This window comes from Streptosporangium sp. 'caverna', from assembly GCF_003203775.1.
GTDB classification, from domain to species: domain Bacteria; phylum Actinomycetota; class Actinomycetes; order Streptosporangiales; family Streptosporangiaceae; genus Streptosporangium; species Streptosporangium subroseum.
On the sequence record NZ_CP029711.1, the window covers coordinates 5,661,409 to 5,687,747 of the forward strand.

Genomic DNA, 26,339 nt, shown 5'->3' on the forward strand with positions numbered 1-26,339 from the left:
GCCACGCGGCGGCGAGGGCGATGCCTGAGCCCGTCCTCGCCGCAGGCCACGCGGGGGTGTCCGGCGATGCCTGAACCCATCGCCCTCGCCGCCGGCCACGTGTGGGGGTTCCTGTCCGCGCTGCGCGCCGCGGGCGTAACCACCGCGCTGCCGAAACAGGCCGACCTGCTGCGGGTCATCGGCGCCTCGCCGCCTCGCGACCTGACCGCCCTGTACTGGTACGCCCGGATCACCCTGCTGCACGACGTCGACGAACTCGCCGCGTTCGACCGGGTCTTCGACGCGTGGTTCCGGCATGACGGCCTCCAGGACACCGTCCCGCCGCCGGCCGGGGAGAGCGACGTGCCCTCCCCTCAAGGTCCGGACGAGGACGACCCCGCCCCGCAGGAGGTGCTGCCCGGCGACGGCACCGAGGCCAGTTCGCTCAGCACGTACGGCAGGCGGGACTTCGGTCCGGCCGACGAGCGGCGGCGCTCGGTCATGCGGGCGCTGGAGGCAGCCTGGCCCGCCGTACTGCCCCAGGCGCCCTCGCGGCGGCGGCGCTCCGCGCGGTCCGGGGACCGGCTGGACATGCGGCACATCTGGCGGCGGGCGCACCGCCACGACGGGGAGATCATCGAGCTGCGCCGGCGTGCCCGGCCTCCGCGCCCGCGTCGCCTGCTCATCCTGGTCGACGTCTCGGGCTCGCTGCGGCAGCACACCCCGGACCTGCTCCGCCTGGCGCACACGGCGCTGCGCGCGGCACCGGCCCGCACCGAGGTCTTCACCTTCGGCACCCGGCTCACCAGGATCACCTCCGCGCTGTCGCATCCGAACACCGGCCGGGCACTGCGGGCGGTATCCGGGCAGGTGACGGATGCCGACGGCGGCACGGCGATCGGGGCGGCCCTGCACGAGTTCCTGAGCGTTCCGCGCTTCGTGGCGCTCGCGAGGGGCGCGCTCGTGATCGTGCTCTCCGACGGGCTCGAACGCGGCGACCATACGCCCATGGTCCGCGCGACCGCCCGTCTGTCCCGCCTGGGCCACCGGCTCGTCTGGTGGTCACCGCTGGCGTGCTCCCCCACCTACAGCCCGGCCACCCGCGCCATGGCCGCCCAGCTCCCCAGCCTCGACCACCTCGGCGGTGTACGCGACCTGTCCACCGGCCTCGCGGAGGTCCGCCGCCTTCCGGCGGTCCTGTCCGGCCCCCGGCGCGCGGCGGCGAGGCGCTGGCCCACTCCACGACCCACGGGAACCCGTTCATGACCGACACCACCGCCCTTCCGTCCGCCGCTCCGTCCGCCGCTCCGTCCGCCGCTCCGTCCGCCGCTCCGTCCGCCGCCGGGATTGTCGACGCCCACCACCACATCTGGCGCGCCGCCGACCTGCCCTGGCTCCAGGGGGAGATGGTCCCGCGCATCTTCGGCCCCTACGAACCGATCCGCCGCGACTACCCGGTGTCGGAGTACGTCGAGGAGGCCACCGCCTGCGGTATCACCTCGGCGGTCTACGTCCAGGCCAACTGGCCGCTCGACCGCTCCCTGGACGAGGTGCGATGGCTGCACGAGGTGCACACCGAGACCGGCTGGCCCACGGCCGTGATCGGCTCCGCGGACCTCTTCGACGAGGGCGCGGCGGACGTGATGCGCCGCCAGGCCGCGCTCACCCCGCTCATGCGGGGCACCCGGCTGCAGCTGCACTGGCACGAGCGGCCGGAGTTCCGGTTCGCCTCCGCCCCCGACCGCATGAAGGATCCCGTCTTCCGCCGTAACATCGCCTCCCTCGCCGACCTCGGCTGGCTGTTCGAACTCCAGGTGTTCGCCGGCCAGATGGCCGACGCCGCGAGCTTCGTTGAGGACTTCCCCGACGTCACGTTCGTACTGGTCCACGCGGGAATGCTCGACGGCTCCGAGGCGTCCCGGGTCGCGGAATGGACCCGCGGCCTGAAGCTCCTGGCCGAACGGCCCAACGTCGTGGTGAAACTCACCGGCCAGGGCACGTTCGTTCACCGCGTGGACCGGTCACTGATCGAGACGGTCGCGGGCACCTGCCTGGAGCTCTTCGGCTCCCGCCGCTGCATGTGGGGAAGCAACTTCCCGATCGAGAAACTCTGGACCGACCTGCCCACCCTGGTCTCCACCTGGCAGGAGGTCCTCGCCGGCCGGCCCGCCCAGGTCGCCCACGACGTGTTCACCGCGACCGCCCGCCGGGTCTACCGTCTCTGAGGACCCGTCTCGCCTGCCGCCACCCCTCTGTCAAAGGCGCGGTCAGTGCTGCTCCGGGGACCGGTACCCTTGACCGCTATGCCCAAGCTGATATTGAACGGACGGGTTTCCGGACTGCTCGCAGGGGTCGTGCTGACCGTTGCCGCCTGTGGCGGCAACGGCGAGACGGTGTCCGCGTCACCTCCCACCGCTGCTCCCCCGTCCACGCGCTCTCCCGCACCCCAGACGGCGACCCACGAGGTCACCCTGGAGGTGAACGGCAAGGGCAAGCTCTACCAGCCGATCGCCTACTACGCCGGCGCCGACGGCACCGAGCCGGACGCCACCCTCCCGTGGAAGAAGACCGTGACGGTCGAACTGACCGGGGCCGAGCAGAAGGTCGGCTCCCTGATCTTCCTCATCCCTGGCTCGGTCCGCGACTCCAACGGCATGTTGAAACCGCCCAAGTGCCGCATCCTCGTCGACGGCAAGGAGGTCGCCACCAACGACGGCGGCAAGAACATGTGCAAGCACACCCTGAAGTGAGACCCCGCGCCGAGCGGGCCGTTCCCCGTGTCAAGTCGGTCGAATCAGGTGTGCACCGCCGGACCATCACCCTCGACGAGGCGCCCGGAACGCTCGGGATCGGGCCCGGAGGCACCGTGCGGGCAAGGACCTGACCCACGTCCGCATCTGGTCGCGATGTTTTGTGCGGCAGCCCGCAGCTGTGTCGACCGGGTCCTGATCTGCGGATTCGTTCAGCTGTTTCCGAGCGGTTGTCCGGGAGCCGACGGAATCCTTGCCGCCCCGCCAGCGCGCGTCCTAGATCGGTATTGTCGCCGTATGCCCGAATTGATCGCGCCCACCGCCCGCCTGCACACCGCCTGGCTCGAAGCGCGTGACGAGTGGGGTCCCGGCGTCCACGAGGACGGTTTCGGACTGCATCCTTCCGACGAGGTCGACTCGTCGGAAGGGTTCGCGGCCTGGGTGGCTCGGCTGGCCGACGAGTCGGATCCGGCGAAGGCGGGAGAGACCGGCCGGATGCGTTGCACCTACCGGTGGATCGTCGAGGGTGACCGGGTGCTCGGCGGGATCGCACTGCGGCACGAGCTCAACGACTTCGTGCGGCTCGTCGGCCACATCGGCTACGGCATCCGTCCGTCCTCACGCCGGCGCGGGCTGGCCACCTGGGCGCTGGGCCGGATGCTCGACGAGGCGCGGGCGCTCGGCCTGGACCGGGTGCTGATCGCCTGCGAGGTCGGCAACATCGCCTCGGTGAAGACGATCGAGCGCCACGGCGGCGTCCTCGAAGACGTCCGGGACACCGAACTCGGCACCGTACGGCGTTACTGGATCAAGATCCAGTAACCTGCCGGCCTGCACTCCCGGGCCCAAGCAGCATGGGGAGTGGCTCATACCGTGCGCCCGTCCGCCGCGGTTCGCCGGCTGGTCAGACGTCGACGGCCAGGCGGACCTTCACCATGTCGCCCAGCTCAAGTCCTTCGTCCTTCCGCACCCACGCCTTCACCGGCACGACGTACCGTCCGTCTTTCGGGAACAGCGACGTCTTCCACGTGGTTCCCGCGATCTGCGCCGTGACCGGAATCATGCCCCAGCCATAGGTCACCAGCCTGGAAGCCGTTTCCAGCTCACCGCACTCCTCGTCCGGAACGGTGATGAAGTGCCACGGCGCCGGGCCTTTCCAGAACCACATCTCGCCACTGAATTCCAGGTTCATTCGATCAGGATAGGAGCCAACCGGTTCCAGCGGACGCGCTCACGCGTCCAGTTGACGGCTCGCGGCCTTTGACCCGGGACCCTGGCCCTGCGGAGACGGCACCTTCCAGGGCAACCCGTAATTCTCCTGTAGCCATCGCCAGTGCACTTATCCGCCGCTGAACGGTCTGTATCATCGCGTGACGCGAGGCTCGCTCTGTGGCTGCCAGTAGCGACCGCTAGCATCCGGGCCAATGTCGCATTTCGAAGGGGTTACTCGTGGGCGCCAAGGATTGGATGCTGGTCTATTCCGATGGCGAGATCCGATCGATTCTGCAGGCGGCGCCTTCCCTCGACCGGGCGGCTACGAGGGCCCTGGTCAGACGACTCTACCCCGAATACCAAATTGTCGAGATCCAAGACGGCACTCTGTCTGGGCAGGCCAACCCGCCGGACCGCCATGTCTACGCGGGCTGTTTTCCAGGGCTCACTGTGGTGTGCACCGGTGACGTCGCGCTGGACAGGCCTTCCGAACTCGACCGGAAGTTCCTCGATGAAGCGGGGGGCCGGACCGTCCATCTGCACGCGATGCACAACGTGGTGGATTGGTTCGCCTACGCGATCTGGAACGGTGACGGCAGCCTATGGCGCGCGCTTAGCCTGGCTCCAGACCACGGTGTCATGGAGAACGTCGGCGTGCCCCTGGCTTTCGAAGCGCCATACTGGGCCGGCGAGCGACCGGTCGAAACCGACGATGAGGATGAGGATGAGGCACCCTACCCTTTGTCGTTTCATCCGCTAGAACTCGCCGAGGACGCATTACGCGCCCTCTTCGGCTTCAATTACGAAGGCCTCTACCTCGACGACGACCCGGATCTGGAAGACATCGTGCTCGCCGGCTTCGTCATACACCCCATGCTCGACCGCTGAAGTCATGGGCCTGCCACGCCACTGGAGAACGATCAGACAACGTACTCTTCTACCGAAGAGCGCGAGTATCGCCTGGTTCGGAACAGTCAAGCATGCCCGGGACGCGACACATCATCCAATCCCTCTTTGCATATCGACTTCCTCGTCATCAAGAGGGTCGAGCAGACCACAAGCTCCTTCGATGAATCTGGAGGAAACGAGGTCACGGATCGCAGCCGCCATACCTTCGAACCCGGCGTCCCTGATAATGATCAAGTCTGAGCACCAGAAGCACTGGCCGCCGAGGGCCTCACCGATACGCCTGCCATCGGCCCGGGACAGGCCGAACAAATCAAGGCACCGGGTCCAGACCGTTTGTCCGGTTGGGCGCTCCCCCCGAGAGCGCTGCCCTCAACGTATATTGACACCACTTCAAATTGGCTCAAATGGCAGGAGCAGGCGTGTGATCGAAGTGCTGTATCAGCCCTTACCCTTGGTTCTTGGTGGGTTCATTTTCGTAGCGCTCTTCCTGGCCCTACGCCGTACTCGGCTGCGCTCAGAGCACCTGCTTGCGCCGGCCGTTTCTTGGTTCCTGGCCGCCCTTGACGAGTGGTACATGCTCACCTACGAACCTCAAATTAATATTCGCATCGACGCACTGCTCTTTATGGCAGCAATAGTGATCGTGATACCGGTCGGAATCCTGCTGACAGTCCTGCATCGTCGGCCGTCACCACTGCCCTCGTGATCGCCTGTAGGTGGCTGGTCTCCGTACGGAGCTGGGGGCGATCGGCGGTCCGGACTTCTTTCCTCGGCTCCGACTCACCGCGGGGGCGCTCGGCTCCGGGATGATCGCCAAGAGCAGGAACCCGGCTCGTAGGTGGCTGGGGTGGAATCCGGATCTTCCCGTCTGTCACGTCCCAGGCGAGCCCAACATCTCGACTCCTCCGGATCAAGGCCGTCTGTGACCGTTGGCATCCCATGGCCGAGGAACGTCTACCGGTTGACCTACACACGAAGACGGCCTTGATCCTCCGTCCCCGAGCTGTTTCCTCTCCGGGGTGGGACGAGGCAGACGGGAAGATCGGGCGAGAGGGGGCGTGCGTACGCATGGCCTATCCCTTTGCTGGCCTCACAACCAATGGGATGCTCAGCCCATGAGTGAACAAGAAGATCCTGCCGCACATCAGGGGAAGGCAACTGACGGCACCCAACCAGTGGACGGGTGGGGGAACGCAACTCTTGCCCTGAGCGCAGCGGTTCCCGTCCTCGGCTTCATCATCGAAAAAGAGCTCACCACTAACGCCCTCCTTGGAGCGCTCATCCTCGCGACCGTCGGAATTGGACTACGTATCGAAGCAGCGATCAAGAGTCGCAGGTGACGTACCACCCCCGTGCCAGTAAAGCCGGGGAACAAGGGGGACTTACGGGGCCTCACATGGAGGGCAAGACTGTCTCTGACCAGGGCCGCAGCAGGCCAGAGGGCGCGTACCGAAATCTTCCAAACTGGCTATGAGTTCTCGTCTGAATAGCTCCATGACCCGATCACCCACGGTGCAAACCGTGACGACCTGTAGGCGGCGTAGCCACAAGGCAAGCTTGCGGTCTCCTCCACGGTCGGATCCAGCTCGACGACATGGCGGACATGGCTGACGATCGACGCCGTCGGATCGCTCGCATCCGTGATGCCATCGCCGATCATCCAGTCGTTCCCCTCGTCGTGGATCACGATGAGTGCAGGAAGCTCACCACTTACAACCGCGCGCTGAACAACTGCCCCAGCCCTGGAGGGAACCTGTCATCAGGAAACGGGAATGGCGTATCTCTGATGGCCTCACTCATGCTGGAGAGTCTTCCAGTCGTGCCCGTTGCGTGCCCGTCAGGAGGGTGAACAAGGGGGACTCACGGGTACTCGGCCCTCTCCCCCGCAGGTCAGCACTTCGCCAGCTCAGGGCCAAGTGCGTTAGAGACTTCCCAAGCTGACAGCGCGGGTTCGATTCCCGTCACCCGCTCCAAACGAAAAGGCCAAGGTCACGGATAACCTCCGGACTCGGGCCTTATCCTTTTCAGGGCTCACTTCGATTTTCCGCGTCCGTTACGCGCCCGATCCCCCCTTGATCTTGGGCCTTTCTCAGCGCCTCGTCGGCCAGTCTGCCCATGCCGTCAGCGATCATCTGGTCCCGTCCGTTCTCGGTGTGCAGATAGATCAGCGCGGCCCGCGATCATCAGCAACTGCCTTTCAGTGGTCGACGTCGCTCGATGGGCGCAGCGCGGTCAGGAGGCTTTCGAGCTGGCCCCATGCCCGTGCGCTGGCAATGTGATCGATGTAATCGCGAGACTCGACGATGAGCCCGTCGCGAATACGGAGAACGAAGACACAGGGCACGGTGAACGCCTCTCCTGTCTCGTCCACATGCCCCTGGTAAGCGAACTCGGCGACGATCACCTCCGGATCAGCGGTGTCGTGGATGATGATGTTGACCGGCTTACGGTTCAGCGTCCGGGCAAACGGCGGCGGCGCGGTGAAGTGCTCGTGCAGTTCGCCACGGCTCAACAGCGGCGGTGGGTTGAGCGGGTGAAACGGGTGGGTGACATGGGTCTGTTCGGCATAGAGGTCGGCCAAATTTTCGTACGGCCCTTCGCAGACCCCATTCACCAGGCGGAGAAACACGTCACGCGGGCTACTGTGGCCATCGCCGCCGCCCGGATCGGCTCGGGAATCCATGGACCTCACCTTATCGATTTCCACCTCGACGGCTACCCGCACCGGCGCTTCTTGCCCGTGCCCGTCGCGTGCCCGTCAGCACGATGACTCACGGCAAGCCATGAAAAGCCGTGAGCGAAACGATTAGGCGCGTGACCAGCGTCGCAGCGGGCTAGACGAGCGCCTCTACGAGGCGTGATCCATACACTTCCCAAGCTGGTACCGAGCTGGACTGATACGGACAGGCGGCTCTTGTGCGACCTGCGTGGTGAACGCGTCTGAACGCCTTTGGATCTCGTTTGGGGACCCACGGGTCAGAAGGTTAGGGTTTCGAGCACCTCCGGCCGCACAGTGCGAAGGCCCAGGTCATCACCACGATGACCGGATCGATGGGAGGCCCTCCCCTCCCATGGTTCGGGTAAGTCCATTGGCGGGCGATCAGACGCCGATGCCAGCGCAACAGCGTCCCTGGGGTCACCAACCGGTGGGCACGCAGCACCGCCGGCAGTTCCCGGGCCGGCGCGGACAGGACCGCCCGATCCACCCACGACAGCCGCGGGCGGCCGACCTGGAGCCGCAGCACGGCTACCTCGTGCCGCAGCACGAGGATCTCCATGGCCTTGGACGCGTCACTACGAGCAGCGTCAGCCGGCCGACAATCCGGCAGAAGATCATATAGATGAGACGGAGCGCCACGATCCCCGAGCATGCCCGATCCCGGCCACTGTTTCGGCCAAGGCAGTCGGGTCATCTTCGCAGCTCACAACCGTGAACGGAGTATTGACACCCTTCAGATTCATTTCCCCCCATCAGCGGTAGCCGAGTACGAACTTCCACCGCTTCGTCCGGCTGGACTCGGCCCGCAGCCGTGTCCTGGCCGTTGAACTCCAGCCCGTACGGCGGGTCGGTCGCCACCGCGTCCGCGAGCGCAGCGCACTGCCGGGGGCGCGCTCCGCGTCACAGATCTTTCCGGCCAGCTAGGTAAGACACCGACGTCTGGCGTCACTAAATGGGCGAGCTGAAGTGCCGCGTAGGTGAGCGACCGATACAGAGAGGCGTCCAAATGAAGGCGATTGTGGTGACGGACGAGGCTGCGGGAACGGCCGGGATGACGCTGGCGGAACGGCCAGAGCCGGAGGCGACCGGGAACGATGTCCTCGTTGAGGTACATGCGTCGGGATTCACCCCCGGCGAACTGACGTGGCCCGGAACCTGGACCGATCGCCTCGGCCGCGACCGCACGCCGTCGATCCCCGGCCACGAGGTGGCCGGAGTGGTCACCGCGCTCGGCTATGGCACAAGGGGGCTGTCAGTGGGACAGCGGGTGTTCGGCCTCACGGACTGGACTCGCGACGGCACCCTGGCCGAGTACGTAGCCATCGAGGCGCGCAACCTCGCGCCGCTGCCGGGCGACGTCGACTTCACGGTTGGGGCAAGCCTGCCAATCTCGGGCCTGACCGCGTGGCAGGGACTGTTCGTGCACGGCCGCTTCCAGATGGGGCAGAGCGTCCTCGTGCACGGCGCGGCCGGCGGAGTCGGCTCGATGGTGACTCAACTCGCCAAAGAGTCCGGCGCCTACGTCATCGGCACCGGACGCGCCGCTGACCGACAGATCGCCCTCGACTTCGGCGCGCAGGAGTTCGTCGACCTCGACAAGGACACCCTGGAAGAAGTCGGCGGAGTCGATCTGGTCTTCGACGTGATCGGCGCCGACATCGGGAAGCGGTCCACGAGCCTCGTTCGAGCCGGCGGAATGCTGGTGACGATCGCCGGCCCGCCCGAAGCGCAGCCGGCGGAGGGTCTGGCGATCGACTTCGTCGTCGAGGCCGATCGCGCGCAGCTGGGTGAGATCGCCCAGCGGGTCCGGGACGGTCGGTTGCGGACGAACATCGGCACCGTCGCGGCCCTCGACGACGCCGTCGCCGCCTTCAACCCGACCGAGCGGACCAAGGGAAAGACCATAATCCGCGTTCGTCCATAAGGACGCGGAGGCCACACCCGATTTTCTAAGGCCATCTATTGGCTCCCCGACAGAAAGCGCGACAATGACGATCAATCTCGAGGCCGAGGCCGCCGCCCGCGCAGAGAACAACGCAGCACTCATCGCTGCTCTGGACCAGGCAGGCCCCAGCGAGGTGGAATCCAGTTGGGAACTCGACGTCATCAACGACACCGAGCACGGCCGATGGATCGCCGCCCTCGGCGCCGAAGCGATCGCCGAGCTCACATACCGGTTCGTCGGTGGCCGCGTTGTGCTGCTGTACACCTGGGTCGACCCCGCATACCGCCGCAATCGGGTGGCCACGGAGCTCGTCGCTCGGGTGCTGGATGAGATTCGCGAGAGCGGGAAGAAGATCACCATCATCTGCCCAGTCGTGGGTGAGTTCATTGCCCGCAACCCGGAATACCTCGATCTCATCGACAAGGTCCATCCCGGCGCCGGCGCCTACCCCCGGCACGAACCCGCTGGAGGGCAGGACGACGAGCGGCTCACCGCGTTCGAGCACGACCTGACGTAGCCGTCCGGCGTTCAGACGTGGTTCGAGTCGTCCAGCGAGTCCGGGATGGGCGGCTGCGGACGAACATCGACACCGTCGCGGCTCTCAACGATGCCGTCGTCGCCGTCAACCCGACCGAGCCGGTCTAGGGCAAGGGCATCATCGGCGTTCGCCGATAAGGACGCGGAGACAACACCCGCACTCGTTACGACGTGACGGGTGTCTCTGAGCACTGTTACAGAGAGGTATTCAATGAAAGCGATCGTGGTGACGAACCGGTCCGCGGGAACGGCCGGGATGAAGCTGGTGGAGCGGCCTGATCCGGATGCGGCAAGGCTCGCCAGTCTTGAGGGCGCGAACTACGGCGATGTCGTCGTTGAAGTTCATGCGTCGGGATTCACCGGGAATGAGCTGGAGTGGCCCTCGACCTGGATCGATCGCCTCGGCCGTGACCGCACGCCGTCGATCCCGGGACACGAGGTGGCCGGTGTGGTCACCGCCCTCAGCTATGGCGCAACCGGCCTGTCGGTGGGACAGCGGGTGTTCGGCCTCACGGACTGGACTCGCGACGGCACCCTCGCAGAGTACGCAGTCGTCGAGGCACGCAATCTCGCGCCGCTGCCGGGCGATGTTGACTTCACGGTAGGCGCAGGCGTCGCGATGACGGGTCTGACCGCGTGGCAAGGTCTGTTCGAGCACGGCCACCTTCAGGCCGGCCAGAACGTCCTCGTGCACGGCGCGTCCGGCGCGGTCGGCTCGATGGCAACCCAGTTCGCACGTGAGGCCGGCGCCCACGTCATCGGCACCGGACGCGCCACCGGCCGGCAGACCGCGCTCGACTTCGGCGCGCACGAGTTCGTCGACCTCGACAGCGACACTCTGGAAGATGTCGGCGGAATTGATCTGGTTTTCGATGTCCTTGGCGGCGACATCCAGAGGCGGTCTACAGGTCTGATTCGAGCCGGGGGAACGCTGGTGACCGTCACCGGACCACCGGAAGCACGGCCTGCGGACGGCCTGGCGATCGACTTCGTCGTCGTGTCCGACCGCTCTCAACTGAATGAGATCACCCAGCGGGTCCGGGACGGGCGAGTGCGAACGAACATCGGCACCGTCGCGGCCCTCGACGACGCCGTCGCCGCCTTCAACCCGACCGAGCGGGTCAGGGGCAAGACGATCATCCGCGTTCGCCCCTAAAGGACTCGGCACACCTAAGAACAAGAACAAGCGGCCCTGGCCGGCGAACGAACAATCAAGGAAGGAACGCCCCCAATGATCGACGCGACTGAGGCCTTCGAGTACCCCGACGAGGCCGGATACTCCGACAGGAAAGGCACCCTCAGTCAGGATCAGATCGTCCTCATCGACGAACTACTTGACGATCCCCACGCCCCCGCGTTCGACTTCGAAGTCGTCAACGACGAGAAAACCGGCATCTACGAAGCCATCGTTGGCGACCGCGAGATCGCCGGCCTGCCATACAACGTCGCCGGCGACGACCGACTCGTGTTGCTGGCAACCTCAGTGTTCCCCGAGTTCCGCAAACAGGGCGTCGCCACCGAGCTGATCCGACGCGTCCTCGACGACGTGCGCGCGCAAGGCAAGACGGTCACCATCATGTGCCCGATCGTGCGCACCTTCATCGAGAACAACCCCGAGTACGCCGACCTCGTCGATTCCAAGCACCCAGGAGTGACCAAAGGCCACCGATGACCTTGGTTGCTCCCGGCTCGTTGGTGGCCGGCGGGAAGGCGTCGAGGCGCGAGCGAGATTGCGACGTTGTCGGTAAGACCGCGCGACGGATCTGACACTAATCAGACGGGACAACCTTGCACGCCGGCACTGCGTACACGACACCGAAACGACAACCCACCTGCAGCGAACGCCGAAACACACAGAGAAGGAACAAGAAAATGAACGGCACCAAGCAGTCCACCGAAGATCTGGCGATCCTCGAGCAACTTAACCTTGACTACAACCATGCGGATCAGGCCAGCGATGCCAAGCGCTTCAGTGAGTTTCTCGCTGACGATTTCATCGCGCAGACACCGGGTGTCACCCGCAACCGCGACGAGTACCTCGAGTACATCGCTAAGCCGCGCCCTTTCAAGGATCTCGCACTGCGCGAATTCAAGATCCGCATCCTCGGCGATGTCGCGCTGATCCACGGCCGCGCCACATACACCATGATCGCCGATGGAGTGGAGCAAAAAGCGCTGTACACGGACGTGTACCAGAAGCGTGAGGGCGCCTGGGTCTGCGTCTCCGCCTGCGCGATCGCCCCGGGCGCCTGACCCGCCGCCGCCATGCCTGACATTGCAGCCCAGGCGCGCTACGAACAGTTCGTCGAACTCCACCGTGGCCCCGATACGTTCATCATGCCCAACGCATGGGACGGCCCGTCGGCCCTGCTCTTCAAGGAGGCCGGGTTCAAGTCCATCGCGACCTCTTCAGCGGCTTTCGCGGCGACGCCGGGTCGGATCGATGGCATCCACGCCGTCAGCCGTGACACGCATCTTGACCATGCCGCCCTACTGACGTCCGTGAGTGGCCTGCCGATCAACGGCGACTTTGGGGACGGTTGCGGCGAGGCTCCCGAGGATGTCCGGGCCACTGTCGCCGCTGCCATTGCCCGCGGTCTCACTGGATCGGAGTCGAGGACACCACTGGTGACCATTCCAACCCGATTCGTGACTTCGATGACGCGGTTCGCCGCATCGAGGCTGCCGGAGAACACATGATCGAAAACGAAGGGGCGACGCCGACACACCACGCACCGCGGGTGCGCGTGGTCACGGCATCGTCGTGCACCGCGGCCGTCCCGACTCAGCCTGCAGCCGCCACTGCTGCGGAGCCCGGTAGCATGCGGGGCTGGGCGTCCGTCGGTGCGGTCGCGCTCGGCGCGTTCGTCATCGTCATGACCGAGACGCTGCCAGTGGGGCTGCTGCCGCAGATCGCCGACGGACTGCACGTCTCGCTCGGCCTCGCAGGGCTGATGGTGCTCGTGCCGGGTTTCAGCGCCGCGGTGTCGGCGCCGCTGTTCTTCCTCGCCTCCGGCCGCTTCAACCGGCGCCCGGTTATCCTCGTCCTGGGTCTGACGGTGCTGGTGTCGAACGCGGTCGTCGCGGTGGCGCCGAACTTCGTCCTGGTGCTGATCGCCCGTACGCTCTTCGGCGCCACCCTCGGAGCCTTCTGGACCGTGGTCTCACCGGTCGGACCCAAGCTGGTGGGTCGGGCCGGCGGAACTCGCGCCATCACTATCATCGCGGCGGGTATTTCGGGTGGGACGGTGGTGGGGCTGCCGGCGGGACAGTTCCTCGGCAACCTCGTCGGCTGGCGTATCACTTTCGCCATTGCGGCGGCGGCGACACTGCTTGTCGTGGTTGTGCAGACGGGCGTGCTGCCGGGTATCCCGCCGGATGGGCGTACTCACCTGCGTGATCTCGTGGGAGTCGTGACGCGGCGGGCCGCCCGGTTTGGGATGGCAGCGGGCGCGATGGTGTTCATCGGACAGTTCACGGCATGGACGTACATCACCCCGTTCCTGATGGACCACACGCATCTGTCCAGCGGCGCAATCTCCCTGCTGTACGTCATCTACGGCTGCGGTGGCGTCGTCGGCTCACTCATCGCCGGATCGCTGTTCAAGCGCGGAGTGATCGGCAGCTTCGCCGGGGCGGCGACGGTAGTGGCCGCATTGCTCATCGGGCTGGCGATCACGGGCACCTTACCCTGGCCGGCTGGCCTGCTGCTCGTGCTGTGGGGCTTGTTCTGGGGAATCGTGAACCCGGGAACGCTGGTCTGGATACTTGACGCGGCCCCGGAAACCCCGGAGGCCGCGTCGGCGGTGAATGTGACGAACCTTCAGATAGCCCTGGCGGCAGGGTCCGGCCTCGGCGCGATCCTTGTTTCGTCGACAACCTTGCAGACGGTGTTCCTCACGGCGGGCTTCATCGTCCTTGCCTCCGCCGTGCTCGCCACGGTGGCGACGCGGTTCGTGACACTCGCCCGGAGGGAATGAGGAGACCGGAGCGAGGCATGGGGTGGCCGGACGCTCAGAGTCCCGGGTGCACTCGGCGCTCTTGGGAGCCACAGTGACGATGCCGGCCAGGACCGCGCATGCGGCATTCCTTCGCATCGAATAGCTACAGACTCGGTCTCGTGCGCCGTGTCGGCGTTGGGCTTTCGATGGAGCACTCCCTCTCGCGACGGTCTCGGGCCGACGGAACACCTCCCGAGGACTTCGCCGAGGAAGCTCGGCAGGCATGGCGTAACGCCCAGGACGCGCTCAAGCAAGCCGGAGTGGCCATGACCGACATCGTCTCAGTGCGGACCTGGCTCACCGACACCTCCACGGTGCGCAGCTACGTCGACGTGCGCAATCCGAAGCCTCCAGAAACTCCGGGCGGTTCAGAACAATAGAAAGGTACGGCTCGATGCAAAACGTGGCACCAGCGCTCAACCAGGCTCGTCGGGGCAGAACGCTCCGGCTGGCATTCTTGTCTGCGGTGGTATCCCTGGTGGCCGCGTTTGCCGCGGTGGGCTCGACGATCCCGCTTTTCAACATCTACCGGGCCGAGGACGGGTTCACCAACGCCGGTATCTCGATGACCGTCGTCGCCTACTCCGCTGCCACTCTTACCACGCTGTTGATGATGGGACGGCTGTCAAGTCATCTGGGCCGCCGGCCCACCTCGATCGCGAGCCTCGGCCTTCTTGTGCTGGGCTGTCTGCTGCTGCTGAACGTGCACAACATCGGCATCCTGATCGCCGGTCGGCTCCTGATGGGCCTCGGTGCCGGGCTGGCCAGCAGCAGCCTCACCTCCTACATCGTCGATGCCGCACCGGCCAGGCCGGCCTGGTTGGCCTCCGTCGCCTCCAGCCAGACGGTCATGCTCGGCCTCGCCGTCGGCGCCATCGCGTCCGGAGCCCTGGTCCAGTTCGGCCCCTGGCCACGCGAGCTCATCTACCTGGTCGCCGTCGGCTTCCTCCTCCTGTCTGCCGCACTCGTCGCTGTCAGCCCGGAGACGGCAACTCCGTCGCCGGGCGCTTGGTTGTCACTGCGTCCCCAGATCCGCGTATCGGCCCGGGTCAGGCATCTGCTCCCCGTCGCGGCAGCGGTGTTCCTGGCAACCTGGGCGACCGGGGCCTTCTACCAGGCCTTCGTTCCAGCGCTAGTCGAAGATCAACTCCACACGCGCAGCCCACTCGTCCTCGGGTTGGTGTTCGCCGCCTACATGGGTCCCAGTGCTCTCGGTGCTCCCCTCGGCGGCCGGTTCACATCCGCTGCCGCCCAACGCCTCGGCATGATCATCTTCCTGGCCGGGTGGATCGGCATCATCACAGCGATCGCCACCGGCACACTGGTGCTGTTCATCGCCGCAACCATCGTCGCGGGCGCCAGTCAGGGAATCGCCATCAGCGCCGCCATCCGCGGCCTGCTGTACGGCAGCACCCTGGCCGACCGGGCACCGATCTTCAGCGCGATCTACCTCCTCTGCTACAGCGGCGCTGCTATCCCCGCCCTGGTCTCCAGTCAACTTTCCAGCACCTTCCCACTGCCGCAGATCGCCCTCGGATACGGCGCACTTGCCCTCGTCGCCACCGTGTTCACTGTCATCGCTGCACGCAACCCGCACCCCGGCACGAGCGGGAACAGCCAGCACGGGAGCAATCATGACGAACCTCACCGTCATACAGGCCTCACTCGACCCTGAGCAGGGCGCGGCCGGCGCTCGTCGATCGCCGCGCGGATCGGCGCAATGGGCCAGAACCGGATCGGCGCCCTGCTCCTCCTCGTCGCGAGTTTCGCGAAGGCCATCGGTGGCCTTCGGTCACTCCCGTAAGTCTGCGTTCGCCGGTCGCGATAAGCCGGGAGTACGTCGGGCTCGCCCGCGTCGGCGAGCTGCGGCCCGCAAACGCTGCGTCTTTCGCAGGTGCACCCGCTCCCCACCCGTTCAGGTTCAGCCGCGCTCGAAGGAGGTCGGCGATGCCTGCACACGCACCGTCCACGACCTCACGCGCCGGTGCTCGCCTTCACCCTGGGTCCAGTGGCCCGCATGTCCCTTCGGGGATCTCAGATGCGTCCGACGGCCCGGCGGCTCAGACCGTGCTGCTGGCCACTGGCGCCGACTCCGGGTCGTGGAGCCGGGATGATCCACCTCAAAGGGTGGACCCCGTTCAACAGACTCCGGCTGCCGATGGTCGTCCGTCAGGCCGCGCGATGCCCATCAGGTTCGGCTCCAACGCATGTGCCGCCGAACCGGCGATCCGGGCCAACGGCACCACCCGTGGCCCTGCAACCACGTCATCGCTCGCGATGACTGCGCGCTTGACCCATCGGACAACGGTGTCGAGTTGCGTGCGGTCATCTGCGGCGTAGCGGACTGAGCAATTTATGGACTACAAAGTCCATAAACGTTGCCAATTTCAATCTAAATGCCCTTTCTTTTAAGTCTATTGGATTTGGTCATTGGACTAAATGGTCCAATTTTGTGGTAGAATCCGTGAGCGATGTCGACTGGCGGGAGGGATTGATGAGGACACACTTCGCGGAAGTCTTGGCCCGCGAAAGCGCTTGTCTGGCTGGAGCCACCGACGGGGCGATGCTGGCCGGCTGGCGTCGCCGGGTCGTCAAGGAGCTCATGACCCCGCGATCGCCGTACGTGTTGGCGCTGCGACAAACAGGTGATGTGCCTGAGCGAGCCGACTTCCTCGATCGCTGGCGCGAGCTCATCGCCGAGACGGTGGACCGGTTGCTGCAGTCCGGCAGCACGGGGGACATACCCTGGCCTCCCGCGCAGGCCCCGAAGGCCGATGTCGACCCCCAGAAGACTGCGGTGCTGATTCTTGCTGCGCTTCATGGAGGAAGCACCCTGAGTCAGATCGCACAGGACCCTTGGCCACTCAACGCCGCGCTCGACATCGCGCTCGCGCCTTTTGCGGCAACCGAGGACGACAGCCCTGCAAGGACGGGAACGAGTAGCCCGATCAGTAATATGAACCCGTGATGACGACCGCTGACTCGCACAATGGCAGACGCCTGACGGCGCGCGGTGCAAAGACGCGGGCAAGGATCGTCACCGCAGCAGCCGACCTGATGTACATCCAGGGAGTCGGGGGTACCACGCTCGACGACGTGCTCGCGGCGAGCGGAGTGAGCAAGTCGCAGTTGTACCACCACTTTGACGGCAAGGACGCACTCGTACGGGCTGTCATCGACCACGTAGGAGAACGCGTCATCGAGCGTGAGCGCGACGCCCTCGGCCATGTCTCGACGATCCCGGGGCTGCGACGCTGGCGGGATGCGTTGGTACAGAACAACGCCCTTCGGCATGGCGCCTACGGCTGTGCGCTCGGCTCGCTGGCCTCCGAGGTTTCCGATCATGACGCTCTCGCGCGCCAGGCCCTGTCCCACCTGTTCACCGAATGGCAGGGACTGCTGACAGGCGTGTTGCGCAGGCTTCGAGACGGTGGTGCGCTTGCGCCCGAGGCGTCGGTCGACCAACTCGCGACTGGGCTTATGGCCGCCCTCCAGGGCGGGTACATGCTGGCCCAGACTGCGCGCGATGTCACACCGATGGCAACCTCAATTGACATGGCACTCGCGCACATCGAGAGCCTGTCTGCTGGTTGAGCCCACGTCGGCGGCATGCAATCCCGGGGCGGGGCACCCATCTCCAAGAGGTCCAGCCCGGGCGCAGACAGCGGTCCCGAAAATAGGAAATTTCATGCCGAGTGGACCTCGTCTGCCTCGGGCAGGTGGCCACTCGCCACCAGCGCAGCGCGGAGCTTCTTCCGGGCGTCAAAGAGCACCTTGTACAGCGCGTTGTGGGTCGATCCCAGCTCGTCAGCCAGAACATCCATCGGCATGCCGTTGAGGACCGTCGCGACGAACACAATGCGCTGACGCTCCGACAGATTCTCTTCGACCGCGGTCGAGACTGCCGCCGCGAACTCCCGGACTTGCGCCTCGTCGTCGGGGCCCACGTTGAACCTCGAGGCGATCCTGGACCAATCCTCTTGATCGTAGGGGACCTCGTGGCGACGCCAGAAGTGACGATTCATCGTGGTGGCCACGTTAAAGATCACGAATTTGCTCGCCCACGTGGTGAACCTTGCCTCGCCCCGGAACCTATCCAGACGCTCGCCGATGGCCATCAACGCGTCAGCGGCGGCCTGGTGAGCAATGTCCTCGAGCTCCGGGCCGTCCAATTCTAGGACCGGTGCACGCCGACGTGCCTCAGACTTCGCGATGCGAAGCAGCAACGGATACAGCTCCCTGCACGCCGCCTCTCTGACGGGGCCGGCAGCAGCGAGATCACGCACCCATCGGCGGTTCTCCCGATCAGTTGCTGGGTTGTCCACTGCCCCCTCTTTCGCCCGAGCATCACAAGCCACGCACACGCTGATCAGGTCACTCCCCACGCGACACCTGAGCAACCGTAGAGTGGACTATTAGGTCCATACAAGAGTGTATCTTCCAGCGAATCAACCTGTTATCTGGACTCCAGAGACCAATATAGGACTCGAAGCGGCACGGTGACACATCTCGGTCGCGGAGCCGGCTGAGACTCAGATAGTCGGCTTACCTGGCGCGCTGCCAACCCGCCCTCGTAGGCGACCTGCTTGTGCGCTATGGCGGGCTGGGTCGCGAAGAGGCCTCGCCCGTGAGTGCCGTGAGCAGACCGTTCAAATCTTGGGCGCATGGGCCGCATGCCATGAAATGAACGTGTAGGCCTGGGAACCGCTCGCTCGGGTCGCTGCCCGCAGCAAGCAACTCCGCGTAGACGTCCAGCATCTCCATGGTTGCGTCACAGCCGGCGTCGCGCGGATCGGTCCGCAGAAAGGCGTCGAGCCGAGCCCAATGATCACCCGCCTCGTTCTGTGCGTTGTTAACCACTTCTCCTCCTTGGTTGATCCGTGCCTTGAACGCCCAGCCTCGATCTTTCGCGATCTTCGATTGGTCGGTTGAGCGGTCGCGCCGCTGGACTTTGAACCGATCCAGGTTCGCGGGCTCAGGGAGCCGCCTGAGCGGACCGGCCTGCCGAAGCGTCCGATGGGGTCCATGCCGATTGTAATGATCTTCGTACTCGGCCAGGATAAGCCGCAGGCATGACTGGGTCCGGTCGAGGATCTCCCGGCGACACGAGCTGATCCACCGCTCCATGATCGTGCGGGGCAGGGAATCAGACGGGCGGGGTCGCGGCCAGCGGGGCGCCGATCTGGATGTCGAAGTACGCCGCAAAATCGGCTTTGCCGACGGAGCCCCGGCTCGCGTCGATGATCACAATCGTTCCGGCCACGATGCCGGCGAAACCGGTGCCGGACCGCCGGACCTCTTCGATGCGTTCGGTGACCGGCCCGCGAACCGCCTCGGTCAGGAAGGTGAGCCCGTTCGGGAACTCCTCGCCGAGCGGATGCCGTTGCCGCCCCGACTCGATCTGGCTGCCGATGCCGAACCGGGCCGAGATGATCTGATCACCGTGGAGCGTGACACGGAAGTAGCCGTTCGACCGGGGGCGGTTGCAGTTCTCCTGGGGCGGATAGGCGCAGTCGTAACCGCCGGCCCGAAGATCGTCCACGGCGGAGCTCATCGTGGTCGCGTAGTGCTCGGCTCCGAACGGCCAGCGCCGCACGGAGCTGTCCCGGGCGGTGACGATCAGTCCGTTGATCCCGGAATAGCTGTAGTCCGCATGCTTGTCCCGCCACGCGGTCCGGGGGATCTCGTCGCTCCGCCGCACCATCCCGTCTCGGAGGTCACGATCGAAATCGTTGATCTCCTCCCGCACGCGATCACCGGCATCGGACCAGATCGTGGCAAGCGCCGGTGCCGCGGCGCCGGCGACCTGGCCACCTCCCCCCTGGTCCGCCGGCTGCTCGGCGGGCGGGAACCACGCCCAGGCGAGCCGGTCGTCGTGATCGAGCAGAAACTGCGCGACCTGCGGATGGACCGTGTCCGTCTGGTCACGGTGACCGATCCGGCACCACAGGACACGGCCGTCCGCATTGGCCCGGACCTGCGCGCAGAACCAGCCGGCCTCCGTCAACGGCCGGGTGACAGCCCCGGCCGTACCGTCGGTCGGAGCGGGTTCGGCCCGTGAGTTCTCACCCGCCGCGTCGTGGTCGTACACGCCGGCGGGCGGCAGCGACGGCGGCTCGGACGATCGGGTGCAGCCGGTCAACACGAGCGGCCCGATGATCATGATCATCGAGACGATCATGATCGTGCGAATGGCCGGCCAACGTCGGCGTGCGGTCATGGAGAACGGATGGGACACGGAGTTCATCGAAGCCGCTGGACCACGGGTTCGGCAACTTCGGTCATCAGGCGGCGGTGAAGGCCAGGGACGCGTTGTGGCCGCCGAAGCCGAAGGAGTTGGTCATCGCCGCCGCCCACCGGCCATGGCGCGGCCGCCCGGTGACGATGTCGAGCTTGACCTGAGGGTCCAGGTCCTCCAGGTTCCGGACGGCGGGAATCACCCCGTCACGGATGGCGAGGATCGCGGCGATCGCGCCCAGCGACCCGGCGGCCCCGCACAGGTGACCGGTCATCGACTTGGTGGCGGTGATCACGGGATGCGTTCCCAGCGCCTCGGTGATCGAAAGGGCCTCCGTCAGATCGCCGCTCGGGGTTGAAGTGGCGTGGGCGTTCACGTGCCCGACGTCGAGAGCGTCCAGTCCCGCCGAGGCCAGGGCCAGCCGCATCGCGCGTATCTGCCCGCCCGCGTCGGCGGAGGTGATGTGATGGGCGTCGGAGGTGGTGCCCGCGCCGGCCAGCGTGGCGTGCACCCGGGCTCCACGAGCCGCGGCGAACCCCTCGCGCTCCAGGACCACCACGGCGGCCCCCTCGCCGAGAACGAACCCGTCGCGCCCGGTGTCGAAGGGCCGGGAGGCCTCCTGCGGGGCGTCATTGCGCTTGGACACGGCCCTGGCCTGGGCAAACCCGGCGAGGGTAAGGGGGTGGATGCACGCCTCGGCGCCGCCGGCGATCACCACGTCGGCGCGGCCCAGACGGATGAGGTCCAGGCCCATCGCGATCGCCTCCGAGCCGGAGGCACAGGCGCTCACCGGAGTGTGAGCGCCACCCTGTGCGCCGAACTCGATGCTGACCACGGCCGCGGGCCCGTTGGGCATCAGCATCGGGACCGTGTACGGCGAGACCTTCCGCGCCCCGGACGCCTCAAGGAGGTCGTCCTGAGCGAGCATCGTCAGCACCCCGCCGACACCCGTGCCGATGACCACCGCCAGGCGCTCGGGCTCGACCTCGGGAGCCCCGGCGTCGGCCCAGGCCTCCCTTGCCGCGATGAGCGCGGCCTGCTGGCAGCGGTCCAGCCGCCGGGCCTTCACCCGGCCCAGCACCTCGGCAGGCTCCACCCTCAACCGTCCGGCGATCCGCACGGGCAGACCTTCCGCCCACTCCTCCTCTATCACGGTGATGCCGGACCGCCCTTCCAGCATGCCGGTCCAGGTGGAGGCCACGTCCCCGCCCAGTGGCGTGGTGGCACCAAGCCCGGTGACCGAGGCGCCCGCCTTCATTCCATCCCCCATCAACAACTCCTTCGTCCCGCCCCGTCAACGATTCCTTCGCCCCTGGGAAAGTCCCCGTGAGCGATGCCGCCGAGTGGCTCGGTTACAGACCCTGCCAGGGCGCGGCCGCTCGGGCAGGTGGCCTGATCAACGAAAATGTCGTGGGAGATTTGTCTGCGCTGTCACGATCGCGGCTGGGCCGTACCGGGCAGGACGCGAGCGCACGCGCGAGGCAGTCGGCGTTCCGCTACCGGCCTCCCCTCCCCTGATCGTCGTGCCGGATGATCCGGTTGCCTGATCATGGGCTGATCACCGCCGGTATTCTCAACACAACGTGTCAGGGTGCCGGGCCGGCGTCGAGGCGCTACCCGTACCGGTCGACGTCGTCTGACGCACCGGATGTCATGGAAAGGTTGCCCGTGATTCTCGAGGTCCGCACATACCGGTTGAAGCCAGGAACCGGTGAAGAGTTCGTCCGTGTCATGCGGGAGGAGTCGGTGCCGCTGCTGGAGGAGTCCGGTATTCGGGTGGTGGACTACGGCACGTCACTGGTAGCCGAGGACGGGCACGAGGAGGCCTACCTGATCCGCGCGTTCACGTCCCTTGAGACGCACCGCGAGCAGGAGGACAGGTTCTACGGCAGCGATGCCTGGCGGCTCGGCCCCCGTGAGGCGATCGTTTCCCGGATCGACAGCTATCACACGATTGTCTTCGAGGCTTCGGAGCAGATCGCGCAGGCATTCCAACGGCAATGACACCCGTCGCCGGAACGACCGCGAAGGACATCCGGGAGGACAGAGCCGTCGGGCGGCTCCGCCTCCGTCGCGGTGCGGTGTTCGTCAAGGGAAGGTCGTTCAACGTGCGTGAACGTGACGAACACCGCACCGCAACGGAGGCGAGGGGTCAAAAGGTGTCACCAGGCGCGACGTCGCATCCCCGCCAGATGCGCCGAGGTTGGCGAAACCTCGCATCTTCGGCCCGGGCTGACCACACTCGAGACCCCGGGTCTGTGCCGGGTCGCGGTTAGTTCGCGCTCGGGCAGCCTCGGGCGGCGAAGGCCAGGAACTGGGTGGTCTCCCGGGTGTCGAAGTTGTCATCGCTGCCGATCACGAGGGTGCATTCGCCGCTGTCCAGGCGCGGTCCCCAGGCGAGACCTTCGAGGTTCTGCACCGGTGACGGCGCCAGCTGCGTGTTGAGATCGGCGACCAGGCGCTTGGTGACCGGGCGGTAGCGTCGGCCGTTTGCCAGGCTGTCCCTGTCGAGCACGTTCGTGGCACGGTCCAGATTGATCTCGTACAGCTTGACCCGGTAGTTGACGCCCTCGATCCAGGAGCGCTCAAGGGCGAGATAACGGTTGTCGTCGATCGCCAGGATCTCGGAGACCCCGCTGTCGGAGTGGCCTCCTGCCGGGATCGGCGCCGCGGGCAGCGGGTCGATTTCGTAGGCGTACTGCCCGCGCACCCGGCCGTCGCGCTTCCACACGGTGAGACGGGCCGGCGCGCCGTGTTCCACGGTCGGCGGCTCGCCGTCCTCATACCGTGGGCCTTCGGCGATGGCGGTGATGGCGTCCTTGGTGGAGGTCAGACCCTCGAACCCGAAGTTGCGCCGCGGCCCCTTGTCGGTGTCGGTCATCTTCAGGTTGCCGGGAACGGGCAGCTCCCCCAGATGGAGGCCCGTGGGGTCGGTCCAGCGGACGAACAGGTCGGAGACCGGAATGTTAGGGTTCGCGGCTTCGGGCCGATCGCCCTCGTGACCCCAGAGCAGCCGGCGGGTTGTCCGGTCGAAGCGGATCGTCTCCGGGTCCGCGGACCCGGACAGGCCGTAGCCCGGGTAGGGCTTGTCGTCGGGGCCCAGCAGGGCGGTGACCCCGGTGAGGTTGACCCCGGTGAACGCTCCGGTGGCCGGGTTGATGTCGAGGCGGCCGGTGTAGAAGCGGGCCGGGTTGTAGCGATTCCGGTCATCGGAGATGAAGTACCAGGTGCCGGTGCGCGGGTCCTGATCCAGGCCGGACAGGCCACCGACGGTGGTGCCGCCGAACTGCATCTTGTGCTGCAGCGTCTGCTCACCGAGAAAACGGGTGATCTTAAAATCCGGTGACACCTCCGGCGGCGCCGCCACGGTTGACGCTCGCGCGTCGAAGGTCCCGAAGCTGACCGCCGTCGCGAGCGCGACGGCAATTGTCGTTATTCTTCGCGAATTGACCACACGATTCTCCTTATTCCAAAAGAGTCCTCGAAGGGACCGGCCGGAATATGAGATCGTAGATCACGGGCGATGTCCACGAAGTTAGGTGCTCAACGAGGTATTGGCTGCTTAATGCCGTGTCGAATCAGCAATTTATCGCGTATTTTCATCCTCGACGCAGCGAAGGAGGACAAGGCGCGGAAAGGGGATCCAGCGCGACGCCATATGGGCAGCAGGGGCTCTAGGACCCGCACAAGCAGGCGTCAGCGGCCTCTGCGGTGACCCGCGCGGAGTGCCGAATTTTATGAATACGGTCGAGGGGTGCAATCTGCACGTATATCGCGTGAACGAATCTTGCGGCACTACATTGCCCATCATCAAACATCATCCATCATCGGACTTTCCCTCATGTCGCGACATGAGGGAAAGTCCGATGATGGGTGAAACGCAGTCATGGCACACAATTATTAAACGGTGGTGCTACTTCCCCGTATCGATCTGTGCGGGAGGCTTGGGCCAGCCCTTGCCGACAACGGTGAACCCGCCCTTCTTAACGGTGGCGAACGTCGCGGGAGCCATGCAGGGCTGCACCTTGCCGGTTGGCACCGACCAGCTCCAGCCGATCTGATCGCGACTGTTGTCGAACCTGTCCGTTCCGCCGTCATATACGCTGACCGCGATCCTCTCACCGACCGGGAACGAGGTGGAGGTGGTGACGACAGCAGTCACCGTCGCGACCGGGCCACCCGCTACGAGGCAGTCCACTTCCGCCTCAAATCCCCCGCCGTTGCCGTCGGCACGGTAGTGGCCGACCTTGATGATGCCCTTCGCCTCTGTGAAGACGCCGCGCGCGGCGATGGTGAAGGTGATGTCGTCGGTAGCCGACGGCTCGAAGTGGATCTTCGCCGTGCCGGACACGCGCCACTGGGCGTCTTTGCTCGCCGGGAACGATGTGGCCGAGGCCGATGTACCGATCGTTGCGATTACGGCCGACGACAGGGCGACGGCGGTGACCCTTGACCAGATTGCTGTGGATCTCAAGTCGATAGCTCCTTGGGTTGTACAGGTGAGGCTTGCTCCAGCGATCCCGGAAAGGGTGCTGTGCTGTCGTGCCTCAACCTTGCCGCCGGGCTTCATCGGCTCCCATATGCCGTTCGGCGGATCGGTCCCCCGCTCGCCGAGCTGAGCATTCCGGACGGATATGGCCCACGGGGCCGGGATGTGCTACGCCTATCCGAAAGCCCGGTCGTGATTGTTTTCGAATGGCGATCTTGAAGCAGGGGTGCCGCCGGGCCGGCGGAGGGTTCCGGCAGGGAGCGGTCTGGGACCGTGGCCGCGAATGCGTCCTTGCGGCGGATCTGCCCCGGATGCGGGCAGGAACTGCCGAACCGGGCATGACGGGATGCGATCTATTGCAGCTCGGTCTGCCGAGCTGCGGCATTGGCGACAGGTGCGGTGCACGCGCCGGAATGTGACGGCTGCGGGGTCTTCCCCACGGCGCTCGTGGCGCTGTCAGGCATGGGAACTCCCGGGGCATGGAGCGTTTTTCATCCTGAGCGGCGGTCCTCTTTTCAGGGGGTCGCCCGACCGTCGTGGCCGGCGGCATCCGAGCCGCGGTGGGATTCAGGCGTGGCGTACTCCGCCGGCGACCGGGTCAGGTTCAGTGCCCGGCGCTCTGGCCGCCGTCGATGTGCAGGATCTCGCCGGTCACGAACGGGGCGGACTCCAGGTAGAGAATCCCGGTGACGATGTCGCTGATCTCGCCCATGCGGCCGACGGGATGGAGCTTCGCGAGGGCCTCGTACGTTTCGGCCGGGTGCATGGAGGTCTTGATGTTTCCCAGCGAGACGGCGTTCACGCGGATTCCACGCGTGGCGTACTCGATGGCGAGAGACTTCGTGGCGGCGTTCAGGCCGCCCTTGGTCAGCGAGGCGAGCACGGACGGCACCTCGGCGTTGGGCTGCTCCACCAGGGTCGTGGTGACATTGACGATGTGACCGCCGGCCTGCTTCACCATGACGTCGACGGCCCGCTGGGTGATGCGGTAGAAGCCGGCGACGTTCACGTTGATGATCGCGGTGAAGTCCTCTTCGGTGTAGTCGGTGAAGGGCTTCGCGATGAAGATCCCCGCGTTGTTGATCAACGTGTCCACCCGGCCGAACCGCGACACGGCCGCGGAGATCACATTGTCGGCGGTGGCGGGGTCGATGATGTCACCCGACACGGTCACCACATCCGGATCGGTCGCCGGCTCGATCGAACGCGCCGTCGCGACAATCTGATAACCACGGTCGCGAAGTGCGGCCACCAGGCCCGCACCGATCCCCTGTGACGCGCCGGTGACGACGGCGACCCTGCGCCCGTTGCCCACAAAATCTCCTTCGGATCAGTCCGTTCCATGACCGGTGCGCGGATCTGGCCGCACCGGCGATGCCCGACGCGCCGCGTCCGGCACCGGACCGGCCGGATCCGCGAGTCCGGCCCCGGTCGACCGGTGATCGAGGCGAGCGCCGAACCACTCCGGGACCGCGTGCACGGTGGCCTTCGCGGGTGCCGGATCCCGCCCGGTGACGAGGTCGCCGTCCTCCACGACGTGCGATCCCCGGGCCCGGCCCA

The 26,339-nt window shown here is 66.1% G+C and carries 29 protein-coding genes; 19 read left to right on the forward strand and 10 right to left on the reverse strand.

Annotated features, from left to right (window positions below; translation table 11 throughout):
* The first annotated feature begins 66 nt into the window (after positions 1-66).
* The 4 genes from DKM19_RS25125 to DKM19_RS25140 all read left to right on the forward strand — a co-directional run bounded on the left by DKM19_RS25125 (position 67) and on the right by DKM19_RS25140 (position 3,551).
* Positions 67-1,245 carry a VWA domain-containing protein gene (locus DKM19_RS25125; protein WP_110698870.1) on the forward strand — a complete coding sequence of 393 codons (1,179 nt, stop codon included), beginning with the start codon at positions 67-69 and terminating at the stop codon, positions 1,243-1,245.
* Positions 1,242-2,204, forward strand: coding sequence for an amidohydrolase (locus DKM19_RS25130; protein ID WP_110698871.1), 963 nt, complete (start codon positions 1,242-1,244; stop codon positions 2,202-2,204). The genes DKM19_RS25125 and DKM19_RS25130 overlap by 4 nt, the downstream gene beginning before the upstream one ends.
* 78 nt (positions 2,205-2,282) lie before the next feature.
* Positions 2,283-2,729, forward strand: coding sequence for a hypothetical protein (locus DKM19_RS25135; protein WP_162641734.1), 447 nt, complete (start codon positions 2,283-2,285; stop codon positions 2,727-2,729).
* A 297-nt stretch (positions 2,730-3,026) separates the two neighbouring features.
* Entirely contained in the window at positions 3,027-3,551 is a 525-nt protein-coding gene (locus tag DKM19_RS25140) for a GNAT family N-acetyltransferase (RefSeq protein WP_110698873.1), read from the forward strand.
* Between the two features lie 82 nt (positions 3,552-3,633).
* On the opposite strand, the gene DKM19_RS25145 is transcribed toward DKM19_RS25140, so the two are convergent.
* Complete coding sequence (locus DKM19_RS25145) at positions 3,634-3,921, reverse strand: DUF1905 domain-containing protein (protein ID WP_110698874.1); 288 nt, start codon at positions 3,919-3,921, stop codon at positions 3,634-3,636.
* Between the two features lie 257 nt (positions 3,922-4,178).
* Here DKM19_RS25145 and DKM19_RS25150 point away from each other — a divergent pair, with 257 nt between their 5' ends.
* From DKM19_RS25150 to DKM19_RS49720, 3 genes are all read left to right on the forward strand, one after another.
* Positions 4,179-4,829, forward strand: coding sequence for a hypothetical protein (locus DKM19_RS25150; protein WP_110698875.1), 651 nt, complete (start codon positions 4,179-4,181; stop codon positions 4,827-4,829).
* A gap of 442 nt (positions 4,830-5,271) precedes the next feature.
* Positions 5,272-5,556, forward strand: coding sequence for a hypothetical protein (locus DKM19_RS25160; RefSeq protein WP_110698877.1), 285 nt, complete (start codon positions 5,272-5,274; stop codon positions 5,554-5,556).
* Between the two features lie 409 nt (positions 5,557-5,965).
* Positions 5,966-6,190, forward strand: a complete 225-nt coding sequence (locus DKM19_RS49720; RefSeq protein ID WP_162641735.1) for a hypothetical protein — start codon at positions 5,966-5,968, stop codon at positions 6,188-6,190.
* 128 nt (positions 6,191-6,318) lie between these two features.
* Here the strand turns inward: DKM19_RS49720 and DKM19_RS25165 are convergent, their stop codons facing one another.
* The 3 genes from DKM19_RS25165 to DKM19_RS25175 form a co-directional block, all read right to left on the reverse strand.
* A complete protein-coding gene (locus DKM19_RS25165) occupies positions 6,319-6,537 on the reverse strand; it encodes a hypothetical protein (protein ID WP_110698878.1) in 219 nt (72 codons plus the stop codon).
* A gap of 510 nt (positions 6,538-7,047) precedes the next feature.
* The gene (locus tag DKM19_RS25170; protein ID WP_110705961.1) at positions 7,048-7,533 is read right to left on the reverse strand and encodes a nuclear transport factor 2 family protein; all 486 of its coding nucleotides are present in this window, start codon (positions 7,531-7,533) and stop codon (positions 7,048-7,050) included.
* 301 nt (positions 7,534-7,834) lie between these two features.
* On the reverse strand, positions 7,835-8,116 hold the full coding sequence (locus DKM19_RS25175; RefSeq protein ID WP_204359003.1) for a hypothetical protein: 282 nt from the start codon (positions 8,114-8,116) through the stop codon (positions 7,835-7,837).
* Between the two features lie 459 nt (positions 8,117-8,575).
* Here DKM19_RS25175 and DKM19_RS25180 point away from each other — a divergent pair, with 459 nt between their 5' ends.
* From DKM19_RS25180 to DKM19_RS25230, 11 genes are all read left to right on the forward strand, one after another.
* The gene (locus DKM19_RS25180) at positions 8,576-9,493 is read left to right on the forward strand and encodes an NADP-dependent oxidoreductase (RefSeq protein ID WP_110698879.1); all 918 of its coding nucleotides are present in this window, start codon (positions 8,576-8,578) and stop codon (positions 9,491-9,493) included.
* Between the two features lie 64 nt (positions 9,494-9,557).
* Positions 9,558-10,031 (forward strand): GNAT family N-acetyltransferase, encoded by a 474-nt coding sequence (locus tag DKM19_RS25185; protein WP_110698880.1) that lies wholly within the window; start codon positions 9,558-9,560, stop codon positions 10,029-10,031.
* A gap of 231 nt (positions 10,032-10,262) precedes the next feature.
* Positions 10,263-11,207: an NADP-dependent oxidoreductase gene (locus DKM19_RS25190; RefSeq protein WP_110698881.1), complete on the forward strand. Its 945-nt coding sequence runs from the start codon at positions 10,263-10,265 to the stop codon at positions 11,205-11,207.
* A gap of 75 nt (positions 11,208-11,282) precedes the next feature.
* Positions 11,283-11,723 (forward strand): GNAT family N-acetyltransferase, encoded by a 441-nt coding sequence (locus DKM19_RS25195; protein ID WP_110698882.1) that lies wholly within the window; start codon positions 11,283-11,285, stop codon positions 11,721-11,723.
* A 200-nt stretch (positions 11,724-11,923) separates the two neighbouring features.
* Complete coding sequence (locus DKM19_RS25200) at positions 11,924-12,304, forward strand: nuclear transport factor 2 family protein (protein ID WP_110698883.1); 381 nt, start codon at positions 11,924-11,926, stop codon at positions 12,302-12,304.
* Between the two features lie 12 nt (positions 12,305-12,316).
* Positions 12,317-12,751 carry an isocitrate lyase/phosphoenolpyruvate mutase family protein gene (locus DKM19_RS25205; protein ID WP_204358213.1) on the forward strand — a complete coding sequence of 145 codons (435 nt, stop codon included), beginning with the start codon at positions 12,317-12,319 and terminating at the stop codon, positions 12,749-12,751.
* A complete protein-coding gene (locus DKM19_RS25210) occupies positions 12,748-14,031 on the forward strand; it encodes an MFS transporter (protein ID WP_110705962.1) in 1,284 nt (427 codons plus the stop codon). The genes DKM19_RS25205 and DKM19_RS25210 overlap by 4 nt, the downstream gene beginning before the upstream one ends.
* Before the next feature lie 167 nt (positions 14,032-14,198).
* Positions 14,199-14,432, forward strand: a complete 234-nt coding sequence (locus DKM19_RS25215) for a RidA family protein (protein WP_239514476.1) — start codon at positions 14,199-14,201, stop codon at positions 14,430-14,432.
* Positions 14,433-14,446: 14 nt separating this feature from the next.
* On the forward strand, positions 14,447-15,727 hold the full coding sequence (locus tag DKM19_RS25220) for an MFS transporter (protein WP_110698885.1): 1,281 nt from the start codon (positions 14,447-14,449) through the stop codon (positions 15,725-15,727).
* A gap of 789 nt (positions 15,728-16,516) precedes the next feature.
* Positions 16,517-17,020 (forward strand): hypothetical protein, encoded by a 504-nt coding sequence (locus tag DKM19_RS25225; protein ID WP_162641736.1) that lies wholly within the window; start codon positions 16,517-16,519, stop codon positions 17,018-17,020.
* Complete coding sequence (locus tag DKM19_RS25230; RefSeq protein WP_110698887.1) at positions 17,020-17,646, forward strand: TetR/AcrR family transcriptional regulator; 627 nt, start codon at positions 17,020-17,022, stop codon at positions 17,644-17,646. The genes DKM19_RS25225 and DKM19_RS25230 overlap by 1 nt, the downstream gene beginning before the upstream one ends.
* A 92-nt stretch (positions 17,647-17,738) precedes the next feature.
* Here DKM19_RS25230 and DKM19_RS25235 read toward each other — a convergent pair whose 3' ends face one another.
* The 3 genes from DKM19_RS25235 to DKM19_RS25255 form a co-directional block, all read right to left on the reverse strand.
* Complete coding sequence (locus DKM19_RS25235; RefSeq protein WP_110698888.1) at positions 17,739-18,377, reverse strand: sigma-70 family RNA polymerase sigma factor; 639 nt, start codon at positions 18,375-18,377, stop codon at positions 17,739-17,741.
* A gap of 821 nt (positions 18,378-19,198) precedes the next feature.
* Complete coding sequence (locus DKM19_RS25250) at positions 19,199-20,221, reverse strand: hypothetical protein (protein WP_239513576.1); 1,023 nt, start codon at positions 20,219-20,221, stop codon at positions 19,199-19,201.
* A gap of 115 nt (positions 20,222-20,336) precedes the next feature.
* Positions 20,337-21,560, reverse strand: coding sequence for a beta-ketoacyl synthase (locus DKM19_RS25255; RefSeq protein WP_110698889.1), 1,224 nt, complete (start codon positions 21,558-21,560; stop codon positions 20,337-20,339).
* 398 nt (positions 21,561-21,958) lie between these two features.
* On the opposite strand from DKM19_RS25255, the gene DKM19_RS25260 reads away from it, so the two are divergent.
* Positions 21,959-22,294 carry an NIPSNAP family protein gene (locus DKM19_RS25260; RefSeq protein WP_089208710.1) on the forward strand — a complete coding sequence of 112 codons (336 nt, stop codon included), beginning with the start codon at positions 21,959-21,961 and terminating at the stop codon, positions 22,292-22,294.
* Positions 22,295-22,562: 268 nt separating this feature from the next.
* On the opposite strand, the gene DKM19_RS25265 is transcribed toward DKM19_RS25260, so the two are convergent.
* The 3 genes from DKM19_RS25265 to DKM19_RS25275 all read right to left on the reverse strand — a co-directional run bounded on the left by DKM19_RS25265 (position 22,563) and on the right by DKM19_RS25275 (position 26,094).
* Positions 22,563-23,744: an esterase-like activity of phytase family protein gene (locus DKM19_RS25265; protein ID WP_239513577.1), complete on the reverse strand. Its 1,182-nt coding sequence runs from the start codon at positions 23,742-23,744 to the stop codon at positions 22,563-22,565.
* Positions 23,745-24,203: 459 nt separating this feature from the next.
* Positions 24,204-24,860, reverse strand: a complete 657-nt coding sequence (locus DKM19_RS25270; RefSeq protein ID WP_162641737.1) for a hypothetical protein — start codon at positions 24,858-24,860, stop codon at positions 24,204-24,206.
* Between the two features lie 523 nt (positions 24,861-25,383).
* Positions 25,384-26,094: an SDR family NAD(P)-dependent oxidoreductase gene (locus tag DKM19_RS25275; protein WP_110698891.1), complete on the reverse strand. Its 711-nt coding sequence runs from the start codon at positions 26,092-26,094 to the stop codon at positions 25,384-25,386.
* Between the last annotated feature and the right edge of the window lie 245 nt (positions 26,095-26,339).